Below are 23,923 nucleotides of genomic sequence, written 5' to 3'. Positions count from 1 at the left end.
CGTAAAGAGGCGGCGACGGTCGGAGAAGTTTCATGAACACCAAATTCGCTCTTTGGTTTGGCGGCATTATCATTGCTGTCTTTCTCGCCGACACTTTCTTTTTTGGCTGGGACCTCTGGATCGACGCGATGAAGCTGTTATGGCGCATCTCGACCTGGATGGCCTTCTGGCGCTGATGACAAAGGATGCCTCTATGAGCTGGAAAACACTCGACGATCTGGATCTGAACGGAAAGGTTGTTCTGACCCGCGTGGATCTGAACGTCCCGATGCAGGGCGGCGCGGTCAGCGATGCAACGCGGATTGAGCGGATCGTACCCACCGTGCGCGACATTCTGGCAAAGGGTGGACGCCCTGTTTTGCTAGCGCATTTCGGTCGCCCAAAGGGTACTGTTGTTGATGCGATGAGCCTTGCGCAGATCGTGCCAGCATTGGAGAAGCATTTGGCCGCTCCAGTCCGTTTTGCTGCGGATTGCATCGGTGCACCGGTTGCGGATGCTTTGGCTGATTTGCCCGAAGGCGGCGTTGTTCTGGCTGAGAACACACGCTTTCACGCGGGTGAGGAGGCAAATGATGCGGCTTTTGCGGCGGCCCTGGCCGAAGCGGGCGATGTCTATTGCAATGACGCATTTTCCGCCGCGCATCGCGCACATGCCTCGACCGAGGGGCTGGCCCGCCTGCTGCCATCCTGCGCCGGTCGTTTGATGGCTGAGGAATTGGGCGCGCTTGAGGCGGTTCTGGCCTCTCCCCCCCGCCCTGTTGTCGCAATTGTCGGTGGCGCTAAGGTTTCGACCAAGCTGGACCTGCTGGGCAATCTGATCGACCGTATGGATCACATTGTGATTGGCGGCGGCATGGCGAATACCTTCCTCGCGGCGCAGGGCATTGATGTTGGCCAATCCCTTTGCGAACACGAAATGACGGATACCGCCCGCGAGATCATGGAAAAGGCAAACGGTTCGGGTTGCACCCTGCACCTGCCCACCGATGTTGTCGTCGCGCGTGAGTTTAAGGCCGGAGCAGACGCGGAAACAGTTGCCGCCGATGCCTGCCCAGCCGATGCGATGATTCTGGATGCGGGCCCAGAAACAGTTCGCGCAATCGCGGAGCTGTTTGCACAGGCAAAGGCATTGGTTTGGAATGGCCCGTTAGGTGCGTTTGAAATTGAGCCGTTCCATGTCGCGACCAAGGCTGCGGCACTGGCTGCTGCGGAATTGACGCAGGCTGGCAAGCTGGTTTCCGTTGCCGGTGGTGGTGACACTGTGGCGGCGCTGAACACGGCGGGTGCTGCGGATCAGTTCACCTATGTATCCTCCGCCGGTGGTGCATTTCTGGAATGGCTAGAGGGTAAAACCCTGCCCGGCGTCGCCGCACTGGGTTAGCCGCCCAAGCGATGACGAACCGCCCATCCCGCCAAATGCGGGGTGGGCAGCGCGGCGAAGCCTATTGCTTCGCGAAAACCGTCTGAACATAGCGCGCGCCAAAACAAACAATTTCGCTGAAATTCACCCGTATTTTCAAGCTATTGCCCATGCAAAAGGCAATTGCCCAGCGATTTCATCTTTTTGTTGCAGTGCATAAGATTCAAAGCGGTTGGGGCGCTGCCGTCCAGTTGACCGATTTGCGCGCCCTGCGCTACGCCAAGTGTACAGCCCCTAATGGCCCTTGGAGGACCTCTGATGAAAGCTACCCGGATCGTTCGCAATATCCTTGCAAACTACGAAGGTGAAACCCCTGGTGTGAAGGCAAACCTGTGCCGGATCCTGATGCAGGGTAAACTCGGGGGCACTGGCAAGCTGTTGATCCTGCCGGTTGATCAGGGGTTCGAGCATGGTCCGGCGCGTAGTTTCGCACCGAATCCGGCGGCGTATGACCCGCATTACCACTACCAGATCGCGCTGGATGCAGGCCTGTCCGCCTATGCCGCCCCGCTGGGAATGATCGAGGCTGGCGCCGATACATTCGCCGGCCAAATCCCAACGATCCTAAAGGTGAACTCCGCCAACTCATTGATCCCAGACGAGGCGGCCAAGGATCAGGCGATCACCGCCACTGTTGATGATGCGCTGCGGCTGGGCTGTTCAGCAATCGGCTTCACAATCTACCCCGGATCGTCCGCTGGTCTGGATATGTTCGAAGAAATCTCGGCCATGCGTCAGGAGGCAGCAGCCAAAGGCATCGCCACAGTCATCTGGTCCTATCCGCGTGGTGAGGCACTGGATAAGGACGGCGAAACTGCGATTGATATCGCGGCCTATGCCGCTCAGATTGCCGCCTTGCTGGGGGCGCACATCATCAAGATTAAGCTCAGCACCGACCACCTAAGCCTAGGCGAAGCTAAAAAAGTTTATGAGAGTGAGCAGATCGACATCGCAGATCAGGCCGCGCGTGTGCGCCACTGCATGCAGTCCAGCTTTAATGGTCGCCGTATCGTTGTCTTCTCGGGCGGGTCCAAGAAGGGCGCAAACTCGGTTTACGATGATGCGCGCGCAATTCGCGATGGCGGTGGCAATGGTTCGATCATTGGTCGCAACACGTTCCAGCGCGAGCGCGGCGAAGCGCTGGATATGCTGGCCAAATTGATCGACATCTATAAGGGTCGCGATTGATCCACGGCTTTGGGCGGTCAATTGGCCGCCCAACCTACCTTAAAGTGTAACCCAAAGTGCACGCTGCCATATTATAGCCAAGAAGGGGTTTCCCTGATCGGGCAGAAGTTGGCATAGTTAACTTGAGACGCTTCGCTCTCGGTGCAATTTTGGTAATATAGTGCCCAATCGATCCCGCATTCCGGCGCGCGCACTTAGCGACGCAGCATTTACGCTCGGTGCGCTGGGACTGGTTGTGTATTTCGCTTTCATTGCCTTGCAGGGCAATCACGGCATGACGCGCCTCGCCACGGTGAATGAAGATATTCGCGATCTGGAGGTCACGCTGGCCGGTCTGCAATTGCAGCGCGCCGAGCTGAAAAACCGCACACGACGCCTCTCCAGTGATTTTCTCGATCTGGACTTGCTGGACGAACGCGCACGTGTTGTCCTCGGCATGGCACGACCTGACGAGATACTAATCCGCTAACCCGCACAGTCCGTTGAGTTACCGAACTGTGGTGAACCTGAATTTTTCGGGTGCTTTTAACGTGACGCCGCGTTAGAATAGGGTAGTTTGATATCAAACAAGTCTGAGGAGACGTTTTATGGCGACACGAAAGGCGGCGGCTAAGCGCCCCAACGCGTCCAAGGAGGAGCTGCTCGCGTATTACCGCGACATGCTTCTAATCCGACGGTTTGAAGAAAAGGCAGGCCAGCTTTACGGCATGGGCCTGATCGGTGGTTTTTGCCACCTGTATATTGGCCAAGAAGCTGTAGTTGTAGGGCTTGAGGCTGCTGCCAAGGAAGGCGACAGCCGCGTAACCTCCTACCGCGACCACGGCCATATGCTGGCCTGTGGCATGGATCCAAAGGGTGTGATGGCAGAGCTAACCGGTCGTGAGGGGGGATATTCCCGCGGCAAAGGCGGCTCAATGCACATGTTCTCTGAGGAGAAGAAATTCTATGGCGGCCACGGAATCGTTGCCGCGCAGGTGCCAATCGGCACCGGCCTTGCCTTCGCAAACAAATATAAGGGTGAGGATACAGTCAGCTTCGCCTATTTCGGCGATGGCGCGGCGAACCAGGGCCAGGTCTATGAGGCCTATAACATGGCGGCTCTTTGGGACCTGCCTGTGATCTTTGTGATCGAAAACAACCAATATGCGATGGGAACCTCGGTCCAGCGCTCCACCCACTCCCCTTCGTACTGGGAGCGTGGCGTTGCGTTCGGCATCAAGGGTCGTGAAGTGGATGGAATGGACGTGCTCGCCGTCAAGGAAGCCGGCGAAGAAGCCGTCGCCCACTGCCGCGCAGGCAAGGGTCCGTATATCCTTGAAGTGAAAACCTATCGCTACCGCGGCCACTCCATGTCCGATCCGGCGAAATACCGGACCCGCGAGGAAGTGCAGAAAATGCGTGAGGAGCGTGACCCGATCGAAGGCATCAAGGCGATGCTTCTGACCGGCAGCCATGCCTCCGAGGACGAGTTGAAGGACGTGGACAAGGAGATCAAATCGATCGTCAATGAGTCCGCCAAGTTCGCGCAGGAAAGCCCTGAGCCTTCACTGGATGAGCTTTGGACCGATATTTACGCCGACGAACTCCCGCAGGAGTCAGCACTATGACCATCGAAATTCTGATGCCCGCGCTCTCCCCCACGATGGAGGAAGGCACGCTCGCGAAATGGGTCGTTAAGGAGGGGGACACTGTCTCCTCCGGCGACGTCATCGCGGAGATTGAGACTGACAAAGCCACGATGGAATTCGAGGCGGTCGATGAGGGGGTAATCGGGAAAATCCTGATTGAGGAAGGCACCGAGGGCGTAAAGGTAAACACACCTATCGCCGTCATGCTGGAGGAAGGCGAAGACGCCTCCGCCGCCGATGCTGCTCCAACACCTGCTGCCGAGGCACCTGCTGAAACGCCAGCAGAACCTGCCAAGGCACCTGCCGCAGCAAAGCCCGCCTTTGAGGCGCCAGCACAATCGCCGGATGTTCCAGAGGGCACGACCTTCAAATCCCAAACTGTTCGTGAAGCATTGCGCGACGCGATGGCTGAGGAAATGCGTCGTTCCGAAAACGTGTTCCTGATGGGTGAGGAGGTTGCCGAATACCAAGGCGCCTATAAAATCAGTCAGGGTCTGCTCGACGAATTCGGTGCAAAGCGCGTCATCGACACGCCAATCACCGAGCACGGCTTTGCCGGTCTGGCAGTCGGCGCGGCATTTGGCGGCCTGAACCCGATTGTGGAGTTCATGACCTTCAATTTCGCGATGCAGGCCATCGATCAGATCATCAACTCGGCAGCCAAGACATTGTACATGTCCGGCGGTCAGATGGGGTGTCCGATCGTGTTCCGTGGCCCGAACGGCGCTGCGGCTCGTGTAGGCGCACAGCACTCGCAGGATTACGCTGCTTGGTATGCGTCGATCCCCGGCCTCAAAGTCGTGCAGCCATATTCCGCAGCCGACGCTAAGGGCCTGCTGAAATCGGCAATCCGTGATCCCAACCCGGTTATCTTCCTTGAGAATGAGATTCTCTACGGTAAGACCTTCGACGTTCCCGAGATCGAGGATTTCACGATCCCGTTCGGCAAGGCAAAAATCTGCCGCGAAGGTACGGACGTGACTATCGTCAGCTGGAGCATCGGTATGACCTACGCTCTGGAGGCCGCAGACGCGCTTGCAGAAATGGGTATCTCTGCTGAGGTTATCGACCTGCGCACCCTGCGCCCCATCGACTATGCAACAGTGATTGCGTCTGTGAAAAAGACGAACCGCTGCGTCACAGTTGAGGAGGGCTTCCCCGTTGCGTCGATGTCCAACCACTTGGCCGCGACAATCATGACGGAGGCGTTCGATTATCTCGACGCACCTGTGTTGTCCTGCACAGGCAAGGATGTTCCGATGCCCTACGCAGCCAACCTCGAAAAGCTCGCACTGACGACCACCCAAGAGGTGATCGATGCAGTCCGCGCTGTAACCTACAAGTAAGGGGGGAAACCGATGCCTATCAACATCCTGATGCCCGCGCTCTCTCCCACGATGGAGGAAGGCACGCTTGCGAAATGGGTCGTTAAGGAGGGGGACACTGTCTCCTCCGGCGACGTCATCGCAGAGATCGAGACCGACAAGGCCACGATGGAGTTCGAGGCCGTAGATGAGGGCACAATCGGAAAAATCGTCGTCGCTGAGGGCACGGAGGGCGTAAAGGTCAACGACCTAATCGCCGTTCTGCTTGAAGAGGGCGAAAGCACCGATGATATCGATGCAGCATCCGACGAAAAGGCCGCTGCCCCCGCGCCAACTCCTGCCGCCGAAGAGCCTAAAGCAGCAGAACCAGCGCCAAGCGCGAACCCAGCCCCCGTCGCGCAGAGTGGTGAGCGTATCTTTGCAACACCACTGGCCCGACGCATTGCTGCGGATAAGGGGCTGGACCTCTCAGGCATCAGCGGGTCCGGCCCTCACGGTCGCATCATCAAGGCAGATGTAGAAAACGCCACGGCAGCACCCAAGGCAGCGCCCGCGGCTAAACCTGCCGAAGCACCTGCCGCGAAAGCAGCAGCCCCCGCTCAGGGCATGTCAGCTGAGACAGTTGCCAAGATGTATGCTGATCGCGACTACGAGGAGGTCAAGCTCGACGGAATGCGCAAAACGATTGCGTCCCGTCTGACCGAGGCAAAGCAGACGGTTCCACATTTCTACCTGCGTCGCGACATCCACCTCGACGCATTGATGAAGTTCCGCTCGCAGCTCAACAAGGGACTTGAGGCCAAGGGCGTAAAGCTCTCGGTCAACGACTTCATCATCAAGGCATGCGCGAACGCCCTTCAGGAAGTCCCTGACTGCAACGCCGTGTGGGCCGGTGATCGCGTACTAAAGCTGAAGCCGTCCGATGTGGCTGTCGCCGTCGCAATCGAGGGTGGATTGTTTACACCCGTCCTGCGTGACGCTGACACAAAAACGCTCAGCGCACTCTCGGCTGAGATGAAGGATCTGGCAGGCCGCGCACGGGATCGCAAACTTGCTCCGCATGAATATCAGGGCGGAACATTTGCGATTTCCAACCTAGGCATGATGGGCGTTGAAAACTTTGACGCAGTTATCAATCCGCCCCACGCCTCGATCCTTGCGGTTGGTGCTGGTGTGAAGAAACCAATCGTCGGTAAGGACGGTGAATTGACCACAGCGATCGTGATGAGCGTGACACTGTCAGTGGATCACCGCGTTATCGACGGTGCACTTGGCGCGCAGTTCCTTGCGGCGATTAAGGCGAACCTAGAAGACCCAATCGCGATGCTCGCATAAGCGACACGTTGCAAACAAAACAGGGGCCGCTTCATCAAAGCGGCCCCTGTTTCATACAGCCTAGTAGTATTTTGAAAGCTACAAAGCAGTTACTGCAAGGGCACACCGTTAGCAGTAATCTCACCATTTGCGTTCATCTCGATGTGTGAAGTGTACTGGTCGACCACATCCGTTGGCAGCAGCATCACTCCCATCATCATTCGCGCACCCATCAACATCTCCGCGGGTAGCACGCCCATTTCTGAGAGAGCTTCCATAAAACCGTTGATGCCCGAAATTTCAGCATCAACCGCACCGACAGGCGTGGGTTGCCGATTAGAATTATCGAACTGGACACGCCCATCCAGCGAGAGATCGACCCCAGCGGCAGAGATTGAAACCTCGTTAATATCCAAGTTCTCAATCGTCGGTGGTTCCCGTAGAGCCATTCCTTGGCTGCGAACGAACAACCCTTCAGGTAACCCCACGCCAAATCCGACATCTATTGCAATAGATGCAGGATCGCGAGACAAGGTTCCCGCAGGATCAAAACTGTCCCAAATCCCATCCGAAGCAGAAACACCATCGACAGAGAATGAGAATGCTCCATTCGAAACACGACCATCTGCAATCATAGGAAAAGTAACAGTTGTATCCAGCCCATCGATAGACAAAGACGCCTTCGAAAACGGCAACATGCTACCCGCTAGTTTAACAGAAGCCGAGCCGGACACTGCCTGAACGGTCAGCGCTCCATCTTCCAACCTGATGGCAGCTTCTGAACTAGCTCCGGTTGATTGCGCGATGATACTCTCACCGTCAAATGTCTGCCATTCCTGTGTGGACTCCGATACACCAGAAATTCCGGAGATGACGAGGTAATCGTCACGTTGCACTAAGGGAATTTCACCTGCTTCAAACTTCGAAATACGCTCCAGAACCGGCATTCCGGACCAATCAATTTCATAGATCAAGTCATCAGATGTCGACACTGCACGCGACATGACGACACCATCGTGATCGATTGTCTCGCTCTCGGAGAGAAGCCGCCCAGCCTCCATCCGCATAGTCCCACCGGCTCCTGAGCGCTGTGAGATTATAGTATCCTCAAGCGTCATATCAAACGAGCCGTGTAGAGATAGATCATCGACCATGGTGCCGACTATTCGCGTAGAAATCGTCTGGAAACTCGTCTCAGCCTCATCCAATGAGCCACGCATTTGATAGGAGTAGTCATCGCTCTCGATCGAGAACGCCCCGATCATCTCTCCGCGATCTAGCAGTTCATAAGCAAGATGCTCCAGCCCACGAACCTCAACATCATACGCCCCCCCTTCAATTGCAGAGAAGACAAGCACACCATCTCTTTGAAGCAGCACAACATCATCGCTCAACCCGACGGAGATGTTACTAAGCGCAACACTTCCATCATCTCGAGTGTCCAGATCATAACTGACCTCACCCTCAGCCAGATTCAGGCGGGCCTCAAGCTGCGCAGCGATATCCGCTGGTGTAAGCTCCGCAAATACTGGGCTGCCTGCTAGCAATGCGATACCGGATGCTGAAAGCAAAAGTTTCTTCATTATAATCCTCTCGACGCAAAAACGGCCTAGCTTGCAGCATTAAGCAAATGGTTCATCGACGCAGCCGGCTGGTCGCAGCCCGCCTCACCAACAACCCGCGCAGGCACACCGGCAACAGTCTTGCACGGCTCAACCGCCGACAGCACAACAGACCCTGCTGCGATACGGCTGCAATGCCCTACTGTGATATTGCCAAGCACAGCCGCCCCTGCCCCGATCAGCACACCATTGCCAATCTTGGGGTGACGGTCGCCATCTTCCTTGCCCGTGCCGCCCAATGTCACCGAATGCAGCATCGAGACGTTGTCGCCTACAATCGCTGTCTCACCGATGACGATCGAATGGGCATGGTCAATCATGATCCCCTGCCCGATCTGCGCGCCGGGGTGAATATCCACGCCAAAAATCTCTGATGTGCGCATCTGAAAGAAATAGGCCATATCCACCCGCCCCTGTAACCACAGGTGACGCGCAGCACGATGCGCCTGCACAGCCTGATAGCCCTTAAAGAACATCAACGGCTGGATCAGACGGTGGCAGGCGGGATCACGCTCCAGAACTGCAGCCGCGTCCGTGCGCGCCATTTGTCCCAATACAGGATCAGCCTCATGCGCCTCTGTCAGGATTTCGCGCACCAACCCCTCGGTCATTTCGCCCGAGGATAGTTTTTGCCCCAACCGGTAGCACAGCGCATCCTCAAAGGTCCGACGGTTCAAAACACTGGCATGGACCAACCCGGCAAGGCGCGGCTCATCAGCCACCATTGCTGCGGCTTCTTCGCGAATTCGCGACCAAACAGGGTCTAAACTATGCGTTGCCTCGCGTGCGTGTAGCTGGGACATGGTGATCTCTCAGTTGCTTCCTTTCAGAAGTCGGGCCTAATCGCCTAAAAATCAAGCACCGACTTTCTCCAGAGCCTTAGATCGCGTGCGGTGGCTCTAGCTGCGTAACGTGAATCGCAAACCGAACACTGCCACCGGTAAAGCTCGCACCGCCTATCGGCGATACAAATAGCGGCGTATCAACGTAATAGGTAACAGGTTGGCCGGTCAGGCCACGCACCCAGGAATTCAACGCCATCCCTAGGCCCGAGCCATAACGATTGCTTGAACCATCTACGCCCAGCTCCCAACCCGTCACGTCTGGGCCGGTAACAGGATCAATTACGCGCCCTGTAACACCAATCACCTGCGCATTTGCGGGAATAGAAACGCCCGTGCTGACCGGACCACCGCCGCCCAACACCTGATCGAACTCAATCATCCCCTGCCGCGTGACCGCACCGCTTACGGAGCTCACCACATCCGCTTCGCGCCACTGCGCGCCATCGAATTGCCGTACAACCCCGGAGGCAGCATCCCATGCGCGCCAGCCGAAACCGGGCGTTACGAAATGCCAACGACCATCCAGCGACAGGGCAACCTGCCCCCCCTGACCGGACCACTCACCGGTCGGCGCCGCGCCCAGCGCATAACCGGTGCCGTCATTAGGAGCCACTGGGGGCGTTACCGCGTCCAGCTCACTCAAAGTCAGCTGAACCACCGCATCCAGCCGCGTCATCGCTTCATTCACCGTCACATGCTTTTGCGCCTGTGCGGCCTGCACCAGCGGCAGGCCAAGGTTTGTCGTCTCAGTCATGTCGCGTCATCCTTGTCGTAGGTCCAGATCCAAATCGGGCAGAGATTTGCCCGACGGTGATGTCATATGGCGCAGCAGGCAGATCCGCCGCCGCAATGCTGATCGCAGGACTATCCGCCTCAAAGGTCGCCAAAACGGTGCCCGCCTTCTCAATGGAAATCAGATAGCTCTCCCGCTCCTCGTTCAGCGGTACGTCGCCAGCCCCCCATAGATCGCCATCAATGCGGGTACGCCGAACCCAGCTTAGGGACAGCCCTCCAGCCACATCAGGCAGCCCACGCAGATGCGCAGGGCTGTAGGGACGCAGGCCAGCACCATCAAAGGCCCGAACCTGCGTCGAGTATGTGGCGTCATCGACACTGCGCAACGCAGGACCAATCCGCAGGTAACGGTCCAACCCACGGGCAGAGAGCGGCAAATCAATCTGCACCGCCGCCCCATCCAGCGCGACAAAGCGTGTGCCTTGTGGCCAACTATCGGGAATGGCAAATTCCGTTCCGGCCTGTCCACGCAACAACCCACGTAGTTCATAGGTCTTTGGTCCCACTAGGGTGGCGTCACGAAACTGGATGATCTCCCAATCTCCGGTATCCCCATTCCGCAATGCGGCGATATTCGCACCATCCAGAACAGCATCAGCCGTACGCCCCTCTAACGCACCATGACTTAGCTCGACCCGCAGGACGCCACCGGACCACACACCTGCCCTAGCTGCCGGTAATGGCGCAGTCAGAACACCGAGAGTTGCCTCACGCATGACCTGACCAACCAGCTCATAACCAGTCTCGGACGGTGACAGGAACACATTGACCGGACCGGGCCACGGGGTAGAGGCTGCCGCGACATAGGGCGTATGCTCTACCTCGTCCCCCCGCAATAACGGCAAGTCCATGATTTCCGACAGAACCGGCCCAACACCAGACGAGGCCTTGGCATCGAACAACCGATCAGGATGATCTGCGGCAACATAAACCGCCGCCTCGACTCGAACCGCCTCCAACTTACGTGCGCTCTGCTCCTCAATCCGGTCGATGCGCCAACTGGCGCCGTCCAGCTTGATAACATCCCCCGGCTCCAGCACCATTAACGAGGGCGGAACGGAAACCTCCAGCGTATCCCGTGAAACCAGCGCTTCGGCCAACCATCGTTCCGCAACGCCCTTTGCCTGCCCCGCGCCCAGCGCAACCGGCAGGTCCGCTGTCTCTGCCCTCATCGGGGCACCTGCATCCAGTGCTGCCTCAACCGAGCCACTTTGATAATCATGGTCCGACTGGATATAGCTTAACCGAACGCGATCAGGCTGCTGATCCAATGCGCCACGCACCTTATGCGGGCCACTATCCTCAACCTCGTCCATATCCGTCAGATCGGCATCTACCAAACCGTCGCGGGTAAAGAAGTGCAGGACCCCGTCCCGTTCACGACAATCAAACCCATAGGCCAGCATTAACGGCTGCAAGCCGGAGCGCGCAGATTGCCCGTCACGCATCTCCATTCCGGCCACACCACCGAACAGACGTTTCGTCTCAATCGCGGTCACACCGGAACGTGCGCAAACCTCGCGCACAACATCGGCCAGAACGGCCATCTCCTGCCGTCCCGAAATCCAATGACCGGTGCCAAAATTCACACCATCCGACCATTGCCCAACCCGATTGGGAAAATCGGGCCACGGTCGCGCGTCCCATGCCCAGACATGCGCCCGATCCATACGCAGCATAGGCCCGTCATAGATCTCGGATACAGGGTTGCGCCCATCCTCACCCCAATAGTCCAACACGGCGTTGATATATTGATGCTGGATAAAGTCATCCCGCGCCCCGGTGGAAAAATACGGAACGGAGTTTTCGCTCGACTTTATGTCCCGAAAAACATTGGGTTGATTGGTTCCCTTGTCGATGGCCGCACAACCGAACTCGGTAAACCAGATCGGTTTGGAGCGCGGCACCCACGCCGTTTCCACATTTGAGCGTACACCACCGTGCCGGTCAAAATGCGGGCGCTCCCACCAATTGCGAATGTCCTTGTTACGGAACACATGATCATCACCATAGGCACTATCGGTGATAGGCGTTCTTAGCTGCCCCTCACGGTCTGCATCTGTGGCGTAATACCAGTCGTAACCCTCGCCCCCCTCGATATTAGACTTCAGGTAGTCAGGGTCATGTATTGAACGCCACCCATCCTGCGCATCCAGATGATCGTCCCCTGCACGCCAATCGCTCAACGGCATGTAATTATCGATCCCGACGAAATCGATATTCGCATCTGCCCATAGCGGGTCGAGGTGATAAATCACGTCATCGCCATCATGATGCCCGTAATATTCGGACCAATCCGCCGCATAGCTCAGCTTTACATCTGGCCCCAGAACGGCACGTACCTCTGCCGCCAATGCAATCATCCGCGTTACAGCAGGATATGCCCCGACCTCATCCCGCGTACGCAACAGATCGCGCATTTCCGACCCGATACAGAACGCAGCAACGCCCCCCGCGGCCTTACACAGATGCGCGTAATGCAGCACCATCCGGGCAAAACCGAAATCGCTGCCCGCATAGTTGATCGAGCCACCCGAAACGGTAAAATCCTCAGCCGTTGCAGGGCCAAAGAACGCCTCAACCTCAGCCACCGCAGCAGCCGTACCATTTGCAGTGGCCAAAATGCGCCCACGCCATGGAAATGCACCTTGCTCGGAACCGCCCAGTGGGTCAGGCAGGCCATTATCAGGCGCAATATCCATCAGGATGAACGGATAGAACGTCACCTCAACACCGCGCGACCGCAGCTCCGCTATCGCCTCCACAATCGAGGCATCGGCTGGCGTCCCACCATAGTTCACACGATCACCTGTGCGACTGATGGCATATCCCGCACTGCGCCCCAGCCCGCTAACCACCCATGGCATACGGTCGCCATCGGCCAGCACCTGCTCAACCCCCGGCTTCATCTCGCATTGACCTGCACGCAGATCGGTGCCAAACCAACTGGCAACCATCAGGGTCGAGTCCACCTCGGGGAATTGCCCCTGCAAATGATCCAGCGACAGCGTTACATCCGCCGCACCTGCATCATTGTTGACGTTGACCGTCTCATACTCACCCGGCCCATGGATCAGGCTGACCTGCTCCGTCGCGAGGGCATACTCCCCCGTACCGGGGATCAGGGCGACGGCCTGCACACGATCGCGCAGCGTCGGCTGGTCACTAGAAGGCTGACGGTATACCTCCACATTGATCTGCGGAATGCGGTTGCCATAGCTGGTCAGGTCCAACCCCTCGAAAACCACGTAAGCGGTCCCCCGATAGGCAGGCGCATCCTCAGTACCCTCGATCGCGGCAATGACCGGATCAGGCATCTGCGTGTCCGACCCGTCATAGAACCGGATTTCCAGCTCGGACTGATCCATCAACTTACCATCTGCCCAGATACGCCCGATGCGCGTCGCAACGCCCTCACACAGCGCTAGAGCGAAGCTGACGGAATAGGTATAGCTTGTCTGCGTGACCTTCGGCTTTGATCCCTTACCGCCACCACTGCTGGCGGTGCTGACCGTCTCCAAAAACCGCGTGGACCAGATCATCTGACCGGGCAAACGTGTGCGCCCAGCGATATATGGCAGGGCCGTTCCCTCCTGCGCACCCTGCACGCGCCACGTATCCAAACGCCCCGTTTCGACGACAGAGGCACCGGCCCCCATGATCCGCTGATCGATCAGCGATCCCAAACTTGCGCCCACGGCCTGCCCGATGGCCGCACTGGTCAGCCCCATAACAGTACCGCCGACCGCCCCGCCAATGGCAGAGCCTGCCGCAGCTAATAACAGCGTTGCCATTCAGTTTCTCCCTACAGGAAAGCGGAACCCCGCCACGATCCGCCGCCCCCATGCAGGGCCTAGCGGGCTTTCGACCACGCCATGCCCTGAATAGGCATGGATTATCCGCTGCGCGTCCGGCGTGGCATCGCTCAAAATCGCAAGATGCTTGGCCACCGCCTGCCCCTTCACGCGAAACAACAGAACATCGCCCGCCCGATAGGGCGGCGCGATCTGGATCAAGTGCCGCGCGGCCCCCTCATGTAGACGTTCCACACGGTCGATCTCGGACCAATCGGGGGTGTAACCGGGCATCTCCTCCGGCTCACCACCGATCAGCGCACGCCAAACCCCACGGATCAGGCCCAGACAATCGGCACCCGCACCGCAAACACTTGCCTGATGCTGGTACGGCGTCCCCAGCCAGCAACGTGCCTCGGCAACGACGTCCTCAGCTTTCGCGTAGTGATCCACCATCATGTACCTCCCCTTGGTTGGGATACGATGTCAGCCAGTCCTCGCCCGGAATGTGGGGGAAGCCTCTGAAATTCATGAAGTTCGAGAATTTGGCACGGCACGTTTCCGCCCGCCGGTCGCATCCGGAAATCACGTCGAACGTGTCACCGATTGCCACCTCAAACGCGGCCCCCGTGCGCAGCCCCAGCAAGCGCATACCACTGCGCGATGTGTCATGCCGTAACGCCGACCGCGTGCCTGCATTGCCGCCACCGGTCCACGCGATAACGCCGCCCGCGAACCAGCCGGAGGCGTACGCGGCCAAACCATTGACCACCAGCGTGCCATCGCCCTGAATTGCCGTGACAGTGCCCTCGGCCCGAAAATCGGAGTTGGTAAGATCAACACCACACCGCGCATCGCCCAAGGTCGCATCGCAATCCCGCCCCAGCGCACGCCCAACCGGCCGGTTGAGGTCATCCACCAGCGAGCGTAGCTCTGCCTCAAACGCACCCTGCCCACGCCGGATTTCACCGATGCGCCCAGTAAATACTGCCAGCTTCAGGTCGGTGCGTTGCCAATCAACCAACCACTGCTTTACCTCGGCCCCGTCATATAGACCCGCCGCGATGTCCACCTCGCGGATCGCATCCGCGCTCAACGCGCCCAGCACCTCGCCATTATCCGCGCTCATACCTGTGGCCAGATCCAGCGCACCAGCGCTCAGCCCGCTTTCGGCGGCATAGCGCACACCATCCACGACCAAACTGCGGTCATGATCGGTAAAGCCCAACTGCTCACCATCCGCCCGCGTCACCAGCCAGCAGCGGCACAACGTCGTGGCACCGCTATCCAGCCGCGCCTGCATTTCCGTAGGAATATCACGCATCAGACACGCACCTCCACAATCGGGATCGAGGGGATTTCTCCGGCCTCGAACGCACCCAGGGATGTCTCGATCAGATCGGTGTCGAACCGCACCGGCACGTCGAACTCAAATCCGGCGGAGATCACCGCCCCGTCCTGTGGTGGCACGTCAAAACTGACGATGCCCGTCGCCGCATCCAGCGCAAATCCCTCGAATATCTGCACACCACCCACGCCCAGGCGCAGCGTCCCCGCCACCGGCTTCTCGATGGGCCGGACATAGGATGCAGGGCCGGACAGATAGGTCTTACTCAACTGGAACGCGGCACTGACACCATCGCCAACGCCGATATCCTGATCGAATGCCTCGATATCCTGCGCGGACGGGGCGGACCGCCAATCGGACCAGTCGCGCCACCGAAACCCGTGAAGGCGACCGGCGCGTGCCTCGAAAAACCCGATCACCCCCTCCAGATCATCGCGCGACCGCATCCCCAAACCCGCGTCAAAGCGGCGCCGCGAATGCGCCCACGGGCTGTTACGCTCCTCATGCCCGCTGGCAAGCGTGACGATCTCCGTCCTCCGCTCAGGCCCGCCTGTTGATCCGAAGCTGACGCTGACCGGAAACCGTACCTCGTGAAAGCTCATGGCTTCCTCCATTCATATCTGTGGGGATGGCGCGCACCTATGGGCGCAAAATTGCAGGCTTGTCCGGCGTCACATGTTCCGCTGGCCCCGCGACAGGGCACGCGACATCTCGGCGGCGACCTGCGTGCGGGACTTGCGGAAACCATCAACATCGGGCGAGGAAATGTTCATCGTCACATGCACAGCACTGCCGCCACCGCCCGCTGCCTTGACGCCCAAGGCACCATCAGCACCACGGGTCAGCGGCATAATTGCCTCGGGCCCCGCCTCCCCCATCAGGCCCATTCCGCCGCGCATGGGAAAGCTGGTGGCGCCATTCACAACGCCGCCCTTGGCAAAGGCTGTGGGCCGCCCGCCCGACATCACCCCACCATTGGCAAAGGGCATCAGCGCACTGATCCCGCTCTGCACCAACCCGCTCAGGGATGACCCGACCGCATTCTGGACCGGCTTCAACGCCTGATCCAAAATCGACGAGGAGATAGACTGCCCCAATTGCCGCATCGCATCCGAGGCCCGCGCCCCGTCGAAAACCAGCGCATCAAACGCGCCGCGCAAACCCGTGCCGATGGAACGATCCAGTCCCGCAATCCCGGCAGAGGCCGTCTCCAGCGAGCGTCCGGTTGAATCCAGCTCGCGCCGGAAGGCCTCAACCATTGTTTCCGTTGATGCGATCGAGGCATCCACCTCGGCAAACAGCTCCTGCACTTCGTTGATTTCACTCATTCCACTTGCCTCTCATCTGGCCACTCGCCCTTCATCTGGCTAAATTTCGTGTCGGGATAACGGGCGCTCAACTCATCAAACCGCCCACGCGCCATGGCGGGGGCGGCCTGCGGATCCAGACCAGCCATCAGGGCCAGTTCGGCCGGCGTTAGCGCCCAGAACTGATCGGGGGTCAGGCGTAGACCATGCAGGCCCAGCCGCATCAGCGCCGGCCAATCGATCATTCAGCCGCGCCTTCAACACCGGCAAAGGTCAGGCGCAGCAACCGCGCCGCGACCCGTGCGGCCTCCACTGGCCCACCACCGATGACCGCCGTTGCCAGTTTGCCCGCCGGCGCACCGCCTGCCTCCAACAAAGCAACCAGGTCAGCGGCCCGAAACGTCCCCGCCTCGAACCGTGCGACCAGATCGGTCAGGCTATCCGTGCCCAACCGCTCCTCCAGCTGCGCCAATGCCCCCAGATGCAGCCGCAACACATACGGCTTTTCATCCAGCACCAACGCCACCTCACCCCGATGCGGGTTCGCGCGCTTCTTACTCACAGCGCGAGGAAGCTCAGCGCGCCGGCACTGGCCATCGACATTTCGTAAACAGCCTCACCGTCATACTCGCCGGAATATTCGATAGAGGTCAGCTGGAACGGCCCCTCGATCACGCCGAAATCGGGGATCACCACCTGAAAGCCGGGGACCTCACCGTCAAAGAACATCTGCCGCGCCCGCGCATCCGTATCCGCATCGCGGAACACGCCCGAACCGGACAGCGCAGCGGACCGCACACCGGCACCGCCCAGCAGCTCACGCCAACCACCGGTGCTGTCCAGCGTGGTCACATCAACCGTTTCCGCGTTGAACGAAATACGGCTGGCCCGCAGGCCCGCAACTGTCTCGAACCCGCCGAAACCGGTCATATCGATCTTGATCAACAGGTCTCTACCCATCTGAGTGGCCATGTCATAAATTCCTTATTAAAATAATGCCTTGAAACGTTTAGTTCGCGTCGATCAGAATTCGGAAGGTCAGCGTAATCAGCCGCCGCTCCGTGCCCTTTGACCGTTGCGCACGCGCCTTTAGGAACCGCAAATCCGTCACCGTCGCCCCCGTTACGGCGGGCGGGGTCAGCAGCAGGACGTTGCCCACCTCCGCGGCGATAATCTTGGCCTGCGCGAATCCCTGCGCGGCTGAATGAACCTCGATCAACACATCATGCTGGCTCAATCCCGGCCCGCGTTGACGCACCAGCTCCTCTCCGATCGAGACATATTCGCCCTCAACCGGCGCGCTGGTCGCATCCAGAACGGTGGCCAAATTGGTGATTTCCGGCGCCGCATTCAGCGCCCAGTACAGGCCCTGTTGCAGCTCCCATGAAAATGCGCAGCTCATGCTCCGCCCTCCTCAGCCCAGAGTTGCAGGTAATGCGCCGCGCGGTCATATTCCGCGACGCCAAGGATACGGAACACCCGATCCCCCATGCGCAACCGCTGGCCCGGAACAGGCCGCCGCGATCTGCCGTGGGGCGCTGCACGCAGGATGATCCGCACGCGCACGCTGGACACCTCTAACGCACCCTCACGCACCAGACGGGCCGCAGGACGCTCAATCGCGGCCCATAGCGTGCCGAGCGCCTGCCACCCCTCCATCAGGCCGCCACCGCCATCAGGGGTCATGGCACGGGCCTCCAGCACCATCTCTCGGTCTAGAACCGGCGCAGCACCGCTCACAGGCGCACCGGACGATGCGCGTCCAACAGGGCCAGCACGCCAAACGGCCAATGCCCCTGCCCACCGGACCGGTTTTCGTAATAGCTCGCCGCCAGCAGCATCACCGCATGACGCAAATCAGCAGGTACATCCGCAGGGACGAGGCCGTAACCAGCGGTAAAATCAACCTCGACCTGACCACCCTCGGGAACGCAAATACGCCCGGCCAGAACCGGGCGATGGGCATCAATACGCAGCGTGACGTTCTCCATCACCCGCGTGCCACCTGCCGCATCGGCTACGCGCACCTCGTCCACGGCAGTAACCGGCGCAATCGGCAGGGCCTGCATATCACCGCGCCAGTTTGTCAGAACCAAACGCAAATCGCGCGTGATCAACGCCTTGCCGATCCGTGCCTCAACTGCGCTGGTTGCTGCGCGCAAATACATCTCCAGCATGGCGTCCTGCGCGCCATCATCGTCAAACCCCGTTCCCAGATGCAGGTGGTCCGCAAAATCGCGTATCTCCACCGGCACGCGGGCTGGGCCATTGCGTTCCGTCATCATCATCGGCTGTCTCCCACCCTGTCGGATACAAAAAGGGCCCACGCGAACGCAGGCCCTTCGATCAGTCAGTCAGCGCTGTCTTAGCTGGCTGCGAACTTCAGCAGCTTGATCGCAGCAAAGTCGCTAACGTCGCCGCCAACACGCTTGGTGGCAAAGAACTGGACGTTAGGCTTGGCCGAGAACGGGTCGCGCAGGATGCGCATGTCGGGACGTTCCGCGATGGTGTAACCGTTCGAGAAATCGCCAAAGGCAATCGCCGTGGTACCCGCTGCGATATCCGGCATGTCCTCGCAGATCAGAACCGGATACCCCATCAGACGCGCAGGCTCACCCGCGGCCAGTGTGTCCGACCACAGGAAGCGGCCATCCGCGTCCTTCATCTTGCGCACCGCGCCAGCCGTCTTGGAGTTCATGACAAAGGTCGCGTTCGCGCGGTATTGTGCACCCAGCGAATAGACCAGATCGACAATCGCATCCGCCGGATCAGCGATGGAGAAATCGCCGTTCGTACCGGTGGCCACATAGCCCAGATTGCCCCAGGCCCAGACATCATTCGCAACAGCGGTATAGCTCATGATGCCGCGCGGCTTGCCCACACCGTCACCCGCGATGAACGAAACGCTCTCGGCCCGTGCAAACTTGTCCGCGATGCGGTTGGCCAACCAGCCCTCAACGTCGAACGCGCTGTCATCCAGCAAACGCTGCGAGGCCTTTGGCATTGCCGACAGCTCATGCAGCGGGATCGAGATACGCTCCAGTTGCGGCGCGCCAGTCTCACCCGCATTGGCCGTCTCATCCGACCAGCCAGCGCCGGTGTCGTTGTGATCGACCAGCACGTCAAAGGCGGATGCCTCAACATTCACCACATTCGCAACCGAACGCAACGACGCCGCGCCCAGCAGAACACCGTGCACAGTGGCCGAGGTCTGCGGGTCCACCAGATAACCACCCTCTGCGGAAACCTGGGTGGACATGCCCTTTTCCTCAACGCCCAGCGAGCGCAGGCCATCATCATCACCCGACCGCAGATAGGCCGCGAATGCCTTTTGATGAGGAACCTCAACTTCAGCAGCGGAGGACAGTGCGGGGCGGGAGGATTTTGTCTGCATCATGTTCAAGCGGCTTTCTTGTTCAATAAGTTTTGTCTGAATGTCGGATTGGAAGTTTTTGAATTCGCTCAGAAAGCCAGTCATGGCCGCCTTCACGTCACGCGCTTGTGCGCCTGACTTGGTGTCGATGTCGTGCATCAATCCATCCTTGAAATTGCTTAAGTAAAAAACGACCAATCAGGCCAGTAGTGCCGCCGCGTCATCAAAAAAGGACGCGAGGCTCGTCGCCAGCACATCGTCATCCGTCTGTTCGGATTTCGATTGTGCCCGCGCCTCGGGGAGCATGGGGAACGTCACTAAGGACACTTCCCAAAGCTCGATCTCGTGCAGCAACCGCCCTGCGCCGGATTTCTCCGCGCGGATGGTGCGATATCCAATGGACAGCCCGTCAATGGCTCCGGCTTTTAGCAGCGCCAGCGCCTCACGGCCCGCCTGCACCTCGGTCAGGATGCGACCGCGAACATGCAGTCCGGTGCCATCCTCCTCAACCGCCTCCCAAACACCGATCGGGGTGTTGGGATCGTGCTGCCACAGCATCTTGACCGTGCGGCCCTTGGCGAATAGCCGCTCCAATGCGCGGCCATATGCGCCCTTTTGAACGATGTCGCCGCCCTGATCGGCAATACCGTATAGCGAGGCATAGCCCGCTATCGTCGCATCCCCATCCAGCGCAGGCGCTTCGCCCAGACCGCAGAACTTCGTTTCCAGCATATTCGCCGGATCATATCCCGTCATCCACACTCTCCTATGTAAAACAACACCTTATCAGGCGGCGTTAAGACCACCCGACAAAACCAGAAACAGCCCCTGCGCGGCCAGCGTACCGGCCACACCGTAAACGGCCATCCACATGCGCCGCTCCAAACGGTCCAGCAGCGCCTCGATCCCGCCCAGCCGACGCTCCAGCGCCAGCCAGCGTTCCTCGCTTACCCGTTCCAGCGTTTCGACCCGTGCGCTCGTGGCATCAAACGGCTCATATAAAAACCGAGAGCCAGGGGTCCGCGCCGTCAAACCGCACGCGGCGGCAGGCCAAGCATGCCGCGCTTTTCGTCCTCGCTCAGAAAGTCCGCATCCGAGATACGACGCCACTGCGCCTCGCGCTCCAACGCCAATGCCGGAACCCCATCCAGATCCGGCTTTAACCGCGCCCCCCCCATACCGGGCAGCCACTGCGACAACGCACCTGCAACCTTGCCAACCAGCGGCAGCACCGTCAGACGGTAAAACGCACGGTTCGCCTCGGCGTAATTCGCATAGGTCGCATCACCGGGCAGACCCAGCAGCATGGGCGGCACACCAAAGGCCAACGCGATCTCTCGCGCAGCCGCTTCCTTGGTTTTCTGAAACTCCATATCGGACGGTGAGAAACCCATAGGCTTCCAATCCAAACCGCCCTCCAGCAACATCGGGCGACCCGCATTCGCCGCACCCTGATGCTGCCCCTCCAGCTCGTGTTTTAGGCGATCGTACTGATCCGCGCCCAACACGCCGCCGCCCTCAGCCGACCGGTAAACAATCGCACCTGAGGGCCGCGCCGCATTGTCCAGCAACGCCTTGGACCATTTCGAGGCCGCATTGTGCACATCCACCGCCGTCGCCGCCGCCTGCATCGGGCTTAGACCATAATGATCGTCCGTCGGATGCCAGCCGCGCACATGGCACACCGCCTCAGCCGGAAAGCGATGCTTCTTCGCCCCAACCGCGTAATCATAGCCAATCGGCCAGCCATCCGAACCGGGCACAACCCGCATCCGATCTGAACGTAGAACATGCAGCTCCATCGGAACATCCGCACCGGCCACGGCCTCCATGTAGCCGTTACCACTCAGCAGCAACTGGCCGTAGAACGCCTCAAACAGCTCACCAGCGCCCTGCCCGCCATTAGGGCGTGCCAGCAGGTCCAGTACCGGATGCACGTCATAGCGCCGCTCCGCATCGCCCAGCACAAAGGGCACAGCCGAGGCCGCCTCCGCGATCAGCTTCACACAGCGAAACCCGACCGGGTTCGAGGTAAAGCCAACCCGCGTCAACGACGCCCCATCACGCCCGCTCCACGTTGCGCGCCCCGCGCCGTGAAACGCGACCATAGGGCTGGCCGCACTCGCCTTGACCTCGGGCGCTTCCCTTTTGAACAAACCCAGCATCGTTTTCTCCCGTAAAATTCCGGTAAACAAAAAGGGGAGCCAACTGGCCCCCCTCGCATTCTTCAAATATCCAAAATTCGCCTACAGCCCGCGCACCTGTGGGCGATGAACCACCGCCTCCGCATCCTGCATCAGGTCGGTAACGGCCCAGACCAGCGCATCCAGCCGGTCCGGTGATCCACGCCCCGAATAACCGGAGCGCAGCATCGCCGCCATCTCGTCCTCCAGCGCGGGGAAGCTGCCCGCATGCAACACACGCCCCTGCTCATACAGCGCCGCAACCGGCTCCGCCCGCGCCTGTTTCGAGCGGCTGGCATGCACACCACGGTAACTGACGTTCCGATCCACCTGCCGCAGCAAGTTCTCCACCAAATCACCGCCCTGATTAACCTCGGCCACGACACGATCCGCGCCCCAATCATCGCGCGCCGCAATCGCCGCCTTGGCCCAAGTCAGTGGGGATGCTGCTTGAACGCTCACATCCGCGAGGATGACCGCCTTCCAGCTATCCGCCTCACGGTGCAGGCCCGCCACCACGATGCCACATGCGTCAGAGCCCTCATGCCCCGTCATCGGTGGATCAACCGCAACGATAATGCGCTGCAATTCAGGCGCCTCGGATACCCGCGCCGCCTCGATCAGATCCCGAGGCCACAGCGCGCCGGGCATATCCTTAATCAACTCACCGTCCAGCTCCTGACGACCCAGTGCCGTACCACCATATTTCGCCGTGACAGCCTTCAGAAAACCGGGCGCCAGATTGGCCATATTCGCCGAGGTCGCCGCCTGCGTAACAACCGTACCCGCCTCGCCCAGAACCTCCTCAAACAACGCACCGGGCGCTGGCGTCGTCGTCACCACACAGCGGGGATCATCACCAAGGCGCAGCGCGAATTGCAGCATGTCCCACGCATGTTGACCCTTCTTCCACTTGGCCAACTCATCGCACCACGCCCCGTCAAATTGCGGCCCGCGCATCGCCTCAGGATCGGAGGCGGAAAACACCTGCGCCTCTGCGCCGTTCGGCCAGATCAGCACGCGGCGTGACGCAATCCAACGCGGCTTACGATCCGGTGGCGAGCAGGCAATCAACCCGCTATCGCCCAGCACCATCACGTCGCGCGCCTGGTCATATGTCTCACCCAGCAGCGCAATCCGGTTACAACGACCCGGCGCGTTCGGCGTTGGCCCCTCGACCAAGCTGCGGATATATTCCGCACCGGCCCGTGTTTTACCTGCGCCGCGTCCGCCCATGATCAGCCAATTTGACCACTCACCCTCCGGCGCGATCTGATGCCCCTCAATGGCCCAAACCTCGAACAGATAGCTTAGCGAATGCAGCGCATTCTCACTCAGGCTTGCCAGCAGCTCCTCGATCTCCGCCTCGCTTGCGGAGCTTAGAAATTCGCGCACGAAGCTCATCTCGTGCGGCGTCGAGGTCGAGCATGTGCCCTGCGCTATGTCCGTTTGGTGCAGCATTTGCATTGAATTCTGCCTCATATTCCATGAGTTGCAAGAGAGCCTTGCGATGTGTCCGAACTTCATCGGCAATCGCTTTGGCTGCTTTTTCGTCCGGCTCAGAACCTTCGAGCTGCACGATACGGGTCTTCAGGGCGCGTCCGACGGATTCGTAAACAACCCGCGCACACTCAAGCTTCCAGTCGGGCGCTGCCCGCTGGTCTTCTGTTTCAAATGTCATGAATAAAAACTTACCGCTGGTTATGGCGAAAATAAAAAAAGCGGCTCTGGTTGCCCAGTCCGCTTACCCACTTCTATCAGCTTGAAACAAGTTATGCCTG

Annotated in this window: 27 protein-coding genes; 7 read left to right on the top strand and 20 right to left on the bottom strand. The window is 59.5% G+C overall.

Features of this window, described 5'->3' with window-relative positions:
* The first annotated feature begins 32 nt into the window (after positions 1-32).
* From CR254_RS18070 to CR254_RS11720, 7 genes are all read left to right on the top strand, one after another.
* Positions 33-176, top strand: coding sequence for a hypothetical protein (locus CR254_RS18070; protein WP_180955978.1), 144 nt, complete (start codon positions 33-35; stop codon positions 174-176).
* 17 nt (positions 177-193) lie between these two features.
* Positions 194-1,381 (top strand): phosphoglycerate kinase, encoded by a 1,188-nt coding sequence (locus CR254_RS11745; RefSeq protein WP_097930332.1) that lies wholly within the window; start codon positions 194-196, stop codon positions 1,379-1,381.
* Between the two features lie 297 nt (positions 1,382-1,678).
* Positions 1,679-2,608, top strand: a complete 930-nt coding sequence (locus CR254_RS11740; protein ID WP_097930165.1) for a class I fructose-bisphosphate aldolase — start codon at positions 1,679-1,681, stop codon at positions 2,606-2,608.
* Between the two features lie 160 nt (positions 2,609-2,768).
* Positions 2,769-3,077: an FtsB family cell division protein gene (locus tag CR254_RS18225; protein ID WP_245851601.1), complete on the top strand. Its 309-nt coding sequence runs from the start codon at positions 2,769-2,771 to the stop codon at positions 3,075-3,077.
* 118 nt (positions 3,078-3,195) lie between these two features.
* On the top strand, positions 3,196-4,215 hold the full coding sequence (gene pdhA, locus CR254_RS11730) for a pyruvate dehydrogenase (acetyl-transferring) E1 component subunit alpha (RefSeq protein WP_097930163.1): 1,020 nt from the start codon (positions 3,196-3,198) through the stop codon (positions 4,213-4,215).
* Complete coding sequence (locus CR254_RS11725; protein ID WP_097930161.1) at positions 4,212-5,582, top strand: pyruvate dehydrogenase complex E1 component subunit beta; 1,371 nt, start codon at positions 4,212-4,214, stop codon at positions 5,580-5,582. The genes pdhA and CR254_RS11725 overlap by 4 nt, the downstream gene beginning before the upstream one ends.
* Before the next feature lie 12 nt (positions 5,583-5,594).
* The gene (locus tag CR254_RS11720; protein WP_097930159.1) at positions 5,595-6,896 is read left to right on the top strand and encodes a pyruvate dehydrogenase complex dihydrolipoamide acetyltransferase; all 1,302 of its coding nucleotides are present in this window, start codon (positions 5,595-5,597) and stop codon (positions 6,894-6,896) included.
* Positions 6,897-6,985: 89 nt separating this feature from the next.
* Here the strand turns inward: CR254_RS11720 and CR254_RS11715 are convergent, their stop codons facing one another.
* The 20 genes from CR254_RS11715 to CR254_RS17925 form a co-directional block, all read right to left on the bottom strand.
* The gene (locus CR254_RS11715; RefSeq protein ID WP_097930158.1) at positions 6,986-8,458 is read right to left on the bottom strand and encodes a hypothetical protein; all 1,473 of its coding nucleotides are present in this window, start codon (positions 8,456-8,458) and stop codon (positions 6,986-6,988) included.
* Positions 8,459-8,484: 26 nt separating this feature from the next.
* Positions 8,485-9,300 carry a serine O-acetyltransferase EpsC gene (gene epsC / locus CR254_RS11710; RefSeq protein ID WP_097930156.1) on the bottom strand — a complete coding sequence of 272 codons (816 nt, stop codon included), beginning with the start codon at positions 9,298-9,300 and terminating at the stop codon, positions 8,485-8,487.
* A gap of 76 nt (positions 9,301-9,376) precedes the next feature.
* A complete protein-coding gene (locus tag CR254_RS11705; protein ID WP_097930154.1) occupies positions 9,377-10,096 on the bottom strand; it encodes a DUF2793 domain-containing protein in 720 nt (239 codons plus the stop codon).
* Complete coding sequence (locus CR254_RS11700) at positions 10,089-13,931, bottom strand: baseplate multidomain protein megatron (protein ID WP_097930153.1); 3,843 nt, start codon at positions 13,929-13,931, stop codon at positions 10,089-10,091. Before CR254_RS11700 ends, CR254_RS11705 begins: the two co-directional genes overlap by 8 nt.
* The gene (locus CR254_RS11695) at positions 13,932-14,387 is read right to left on the bottom strand and encodes an NlpC/P60 family protein (protein ID WP_097930329.1); all 456 of its coding nucleotides are present in this window, start codon (positions 14,385-14,387) and stop codon (positions 13,932-13,934) included.
* Complete coding sequence (locus CR254_RS11690; RefSeq protein ID WP_097930151.1) at positions 14,362-15,255, bottom strand: phage/gene transfer agent baseplate hub protein; 894 nt, start codon at positions 15,253-15,255, stop codon at positions 14,362-14,364. The genes CR254_RS11695 and CR254_RS11690 overlap by 26 nt, the downstream gene beginning before the upstream one ends.
* On the bottom strand, positions 15,255-15,881 hold the full coding sequence (locus CR254_RS11685) for a DUF2460 domain-containing protein (RefSeq protein WP_097930149.1): 627 nt from the start codon (positions 15,879-15,881) through the stop codon (positions 15,255-15,257). The genes CR254_RS11690 and CR254_RS11685 overlap by 1 nt, the downstream gene beginning before the upstream one ends.
* Positions 15,882-15,950: 69 nt before the next feature.
* Positions 15,951-16,607: an RcGTA-type gene transfer agent tail tape measure protein gene (locus tag CR254_RS11680; RefSeq protein ID WP_097930147.1), complete on the bottom strand. Its 657-nt coding sequence runs from the start codon at positions 16,605-16,607 to the stop codon at positions 15,951-15,953.
* On the bottom strand, positions 16,604-16,831 hold the full coding sequence (locus tag CR254_RS11675) for a rcc01693 family protein (protein WP_097930146.1): 228 nt from the start codon (positions 16,829-16,831) through the stop codon (positions 16,604-16,606). The genes CR254_RS11680 and CR254_RS11675 overlap by 4 nt, the downstream gene beginning before the upstream one ends.
* Positions 16,828-17,148, bottom strand: a complete 321-nt coding sequence (locus CR254_RS11670; protein ID WP_097930144.1) for a gene transfer agent family protein — start codon at positions 17,146-17,148, stop codon at positions 16,828-16,830. Before CR254_RS11670 ends, CR254_RS11675 begins: the two co-directional genes overlap by 4 nt.
* The gene (locus tag CR254_RS11665) at positions 17,145-17,558 is read right to left on the bottom strand and encodes a phage major tail protein, TP901-1 family (RefSeq protein ID WP_097930142.1); all 414 of its coding nucleotides are present in this window, start codon (positions 17,556-17,558) and stop codon (positions 17,145-17,147) included. The genes CR254_RS11670 and CR254_RS11665 overlap by 4 nt, the downstream gene beginning before the upstream one ends.
* 37 nt (positions 17,559-17,595) lie before the next feature.
* Entirely contained in the window at positions 17,596-17,988 is a 393-nt protein-coding gene (locus tag CR254_RS11660) for a DUF3168 domain-containing protein (protein ID WP_097930141.1), read from the bottom strand.
* Positions 17,985-18,326 carry a head-tail adaptor protein gene (locus CR254_RS11655; RefSeq protein ID WP_245851598.1) on the bottom strand — a complete coding sequence of 114 codons (342 nt, stop codon included), beginning with the start codon at positions 18,324-18,326 and terminating at the stop codon, positions 17,985-17,987. The genes CR254_RS11660 and CR254_RS11655 overlap by 4 nt, the downstream gene beginning before the upstream one ends.
* Complete coding sequence (locus CR254_RS11650; protein WP_097930137.1) at positions 18,323-18,874, bottom strand: head-tail connector protein; 552 nt, start codon at positions 18,872-18,874, stop codon at positions 18,323-18,325. The genes CR254_RS11655 and CR254_RS11650 overlap by 4 nt, the downstream gene beginning before the upstream one ends.
* Positions 18,875-18,951: 77 nt before the next feature.
* Positions 18,952-20,118 (bottom strand): phage major capsid protein, encoded by a 1,167-nt coding sequence (locus CR254_RS11645; protein WP_097930135.1) that lies wholly within the window; start codon positions 20,116-20,118, stop codon positions 18,952-18,954.
* 39 nt (positions 20,119-20,157) lie between these two features.
* Entirely contained in the window at positions 20,158-20,715 is a 558-nt protein-coding gene (locus tag CR254_RS11640; RefSeq protein ID WP_425440270.1) for an HK97 family phage prohead protease, read from the bottom strand.
* A gap of 30 nt (positions 20,716-20,745) precedes the next feature.
* Positions 20,746-20,991, bottom strand: a complete 246-nt coding sequence (locus CR254_RS11635) for a GTA head formation protein, RCAP_rcc01685 family (RefSeq protein ID WP_097930133.1) — start codon at positions 20,989-20,991, stop codon at positions 20,746-20,748.
* Positions 20,988-22,124 carry a phage portal protein gene (locus tag CR254_RS11630; RefSeq protein WP_097930131.1) on the bottom strand — a complete coding sequence of 379 codons (1,137 nt, stop codon included), beginning with the start codon at positions 22,122-22,124 and terminating at the stop codon, positions 20,988-20,990. The genes CR254_RS11635 and CR254_RS11630 overlap by 4 nt, the downstream gene beginning before the upstream one ends.
* 81 nt (positions 22,125-22,205) lie before the next feature.
* Entirely contained in the window at positions 22,206-23,546 is a 1,341-nt protein-coding gene (locus tag CR254_RS11625) for a DNA-packaging protein (RefSeq protein WP_097930325.1), read from the bottom strand.
* Positions 23,473-23,823 carry a hypothetical protein gene (locus CR254_RS17925; RefSeq protein WP_145996742.1) on the bottom strand — a complete coding sequence of 117 codons (351 nt, stop codon included), beginning with the start codon at positions 23,821-23,823 and terminating at the stop codon, positions 23,473-23,475. Before CR254_RS17925 ends, CR254_RS11625 begins: the two co-directional genes overlap by 74 nt.
* Positions 23,824-23,923: the final 100 nt, after the last annotated feature.

It is taken from the genome of Pontivivens marinum (assembly GCF_900231835.1).
GTDB lineage: Bacteria > Pseudomonadota > Alphaproteobacteria > Rhodobacterales > Rhodobacteraceae > Pontivivens > Pontivivens marinum.
The sequence above is the reverse complement of the archived record's forward strand: the minus strand, read 5'-3'. Positions and strand labels throughout refer to the sequence as shown.

Bases quoted from the DNA above. Each gene is read 5' to 3' on its own strand.
- CR254_RS11685 (WP_097930149.1), bottom strand. From the start codon at position 15,881: ATGAGCTTTCACGAGGTACGGTTTCCGGTCAGCGTCAGCTTCGGATCA.
- pdhA (WP_097930163.1), top strand. From the start codon at position 3,196: ATGGCGACACGAAAGGCGGCGGCTAAGCGCCCCAACGCGTCCAAGGAG.
- CR254_RS11720 (WP_097930159.1), top strand. From the start codon at position 5,595: ATGCCTATCAACATCCTGATGCCCGCGCTCTCTCCCACGATGGAGGAA.
- CR254_RS11715 (WP_097930158.1), bottom strand. From the start codon at position 8,458: ATGAAGAAACTTTTGCTTTCAGCATCCGGTATCGCATTGCTAGCAGGC.
- epsC (WP_097930156.1), bottom strand. From the start codon at position 9,300: ATGTCCCAGCTACACGCACGCGAGGCAACGCATAGTTTAGACCCTGTT.
- CR254_RS11680 (WP_097930147.1), bottom strand. From the start codon at position 16,607: ATGAGTGAAATCAACGAAGTGCAGGAGCTGTTTGCCGAGGTGGATGCC.
- CR254_RS11650 (WP_097930137.1), bottom strand. From the start codon at position 18,874: ATGATGATGACGGAACGCAATGGCCCAGCCCGCGTGCCGGTGGAGATA.
- CR254_RS11640 (WP_425440270.1), bottom strand. From the start codon at position 20,715: ATGACGGGATATGATCCGGCGAATATGCTGGAAACGAAGTTCTGCGGT.
- CR254_RS11740 (WP_097930165.1), top strand. From the start codon at position 1,679: ATGAAAGCTACCCGGATCGTTCGCAATATCCTTGCAAACTACGAAGGT.
- CR254_RS17925 (WP_145996742.1), bottom strand. From the start codon at position 23,823: ATGACATTTGAAACAGAAGACCAGCGGGCAGCGCCCGACTGGAAGCTT.
- CR254_RS11705 (WP_097930154.1), bottom strand. From the start codon at position 10,096: ATGACTGAGACGACAAACCTTGGCCTGCCGCTGGTGCAGGCCGCACAG.
- CR254_RS11695 (WP_097930329.1), bottom strand. From the start codon at position 14,387: ATGGTGGATCACTACGCGAAAGCTGAGGACGTCGTTGCCGAGGCACGT.
- CR254_RS11645 (WP_097930135.1), bottom strand. From the start codon at position 20,118: ATGCACGACATCGACACCAAGTCAGGCGCACAAGCGCGTGACGTGAAG.
- CR254_RS11660 (WP_097930141.1), bottom strand. From the start codon at position 17,988: ATGAGCTGCGCATTTTCATGGGAGCTGCAACAGGGCCTGTACTGGGCG.
- CR254_RS11630 (WP_097930131.1), bottom strand. From the start codon at position 22,124: ATGCTGGGTTTGTTCAAAAGGGAAGCGCCCGAGGTCAAGGCGAGTGCG.
- CR254_RS11725 (WP_097930161.1), top strand. From the start codon at position 4,212: ATGACCATCGAAATTCTGATGCCCGCGCTCTCCCCCACGATGGAGGAA.
- CR254_RS11625 (WP_097930325.1), bottom strand. From the start codon at position 23,546: ATGAGCTTCGTGCGCGAATTTCTAAGCTCCGCAAGCGAGGCGGAGATC.
- CR254_RS11665 (WP_097930142.1), bottom strand. From the start codon at position 17,558: ATGGCCACTCAGATGGGTAGAGACCTGTTGATCAAGATCGATATGACC.
- CR254_RS18070 (WP_180955978.1), top strand. From the start codon at position 33: ATGAACACCAAATTCGCTCTTTGGTTTGGCGGCATTATCATTGCTGTC.
- CR254_RS11745 (WP_097930332.1), top strand. From the start codon at position 194: ATGAGCTGGAAAACACTCGACGATCTGGATCTGAACGGAAAGGTTGTT.
- CR254_RS11675 (WP_097930146.1), bottom strand. From the start codon at position 16,831: ATGATCGATTGGCCGGCGCTGATGCGGCTGGGCCTGCATGGTCTACGC.
- CR254_RS11700 (WP_097930153.1), bottom strand. From the start codon at position 13,931: ATGGCAACGCTGTTATTAGCTGCGGCAGGCTCTGCCATTGGCGGGGCG.
- CR254_RS11690 (WP_097930151.1), bottom strand. From the start codon at position 15,255: ATGCGTGATATTCCTACGGAAATGCAGGCGCGGCTGGATAGCGGTGCC.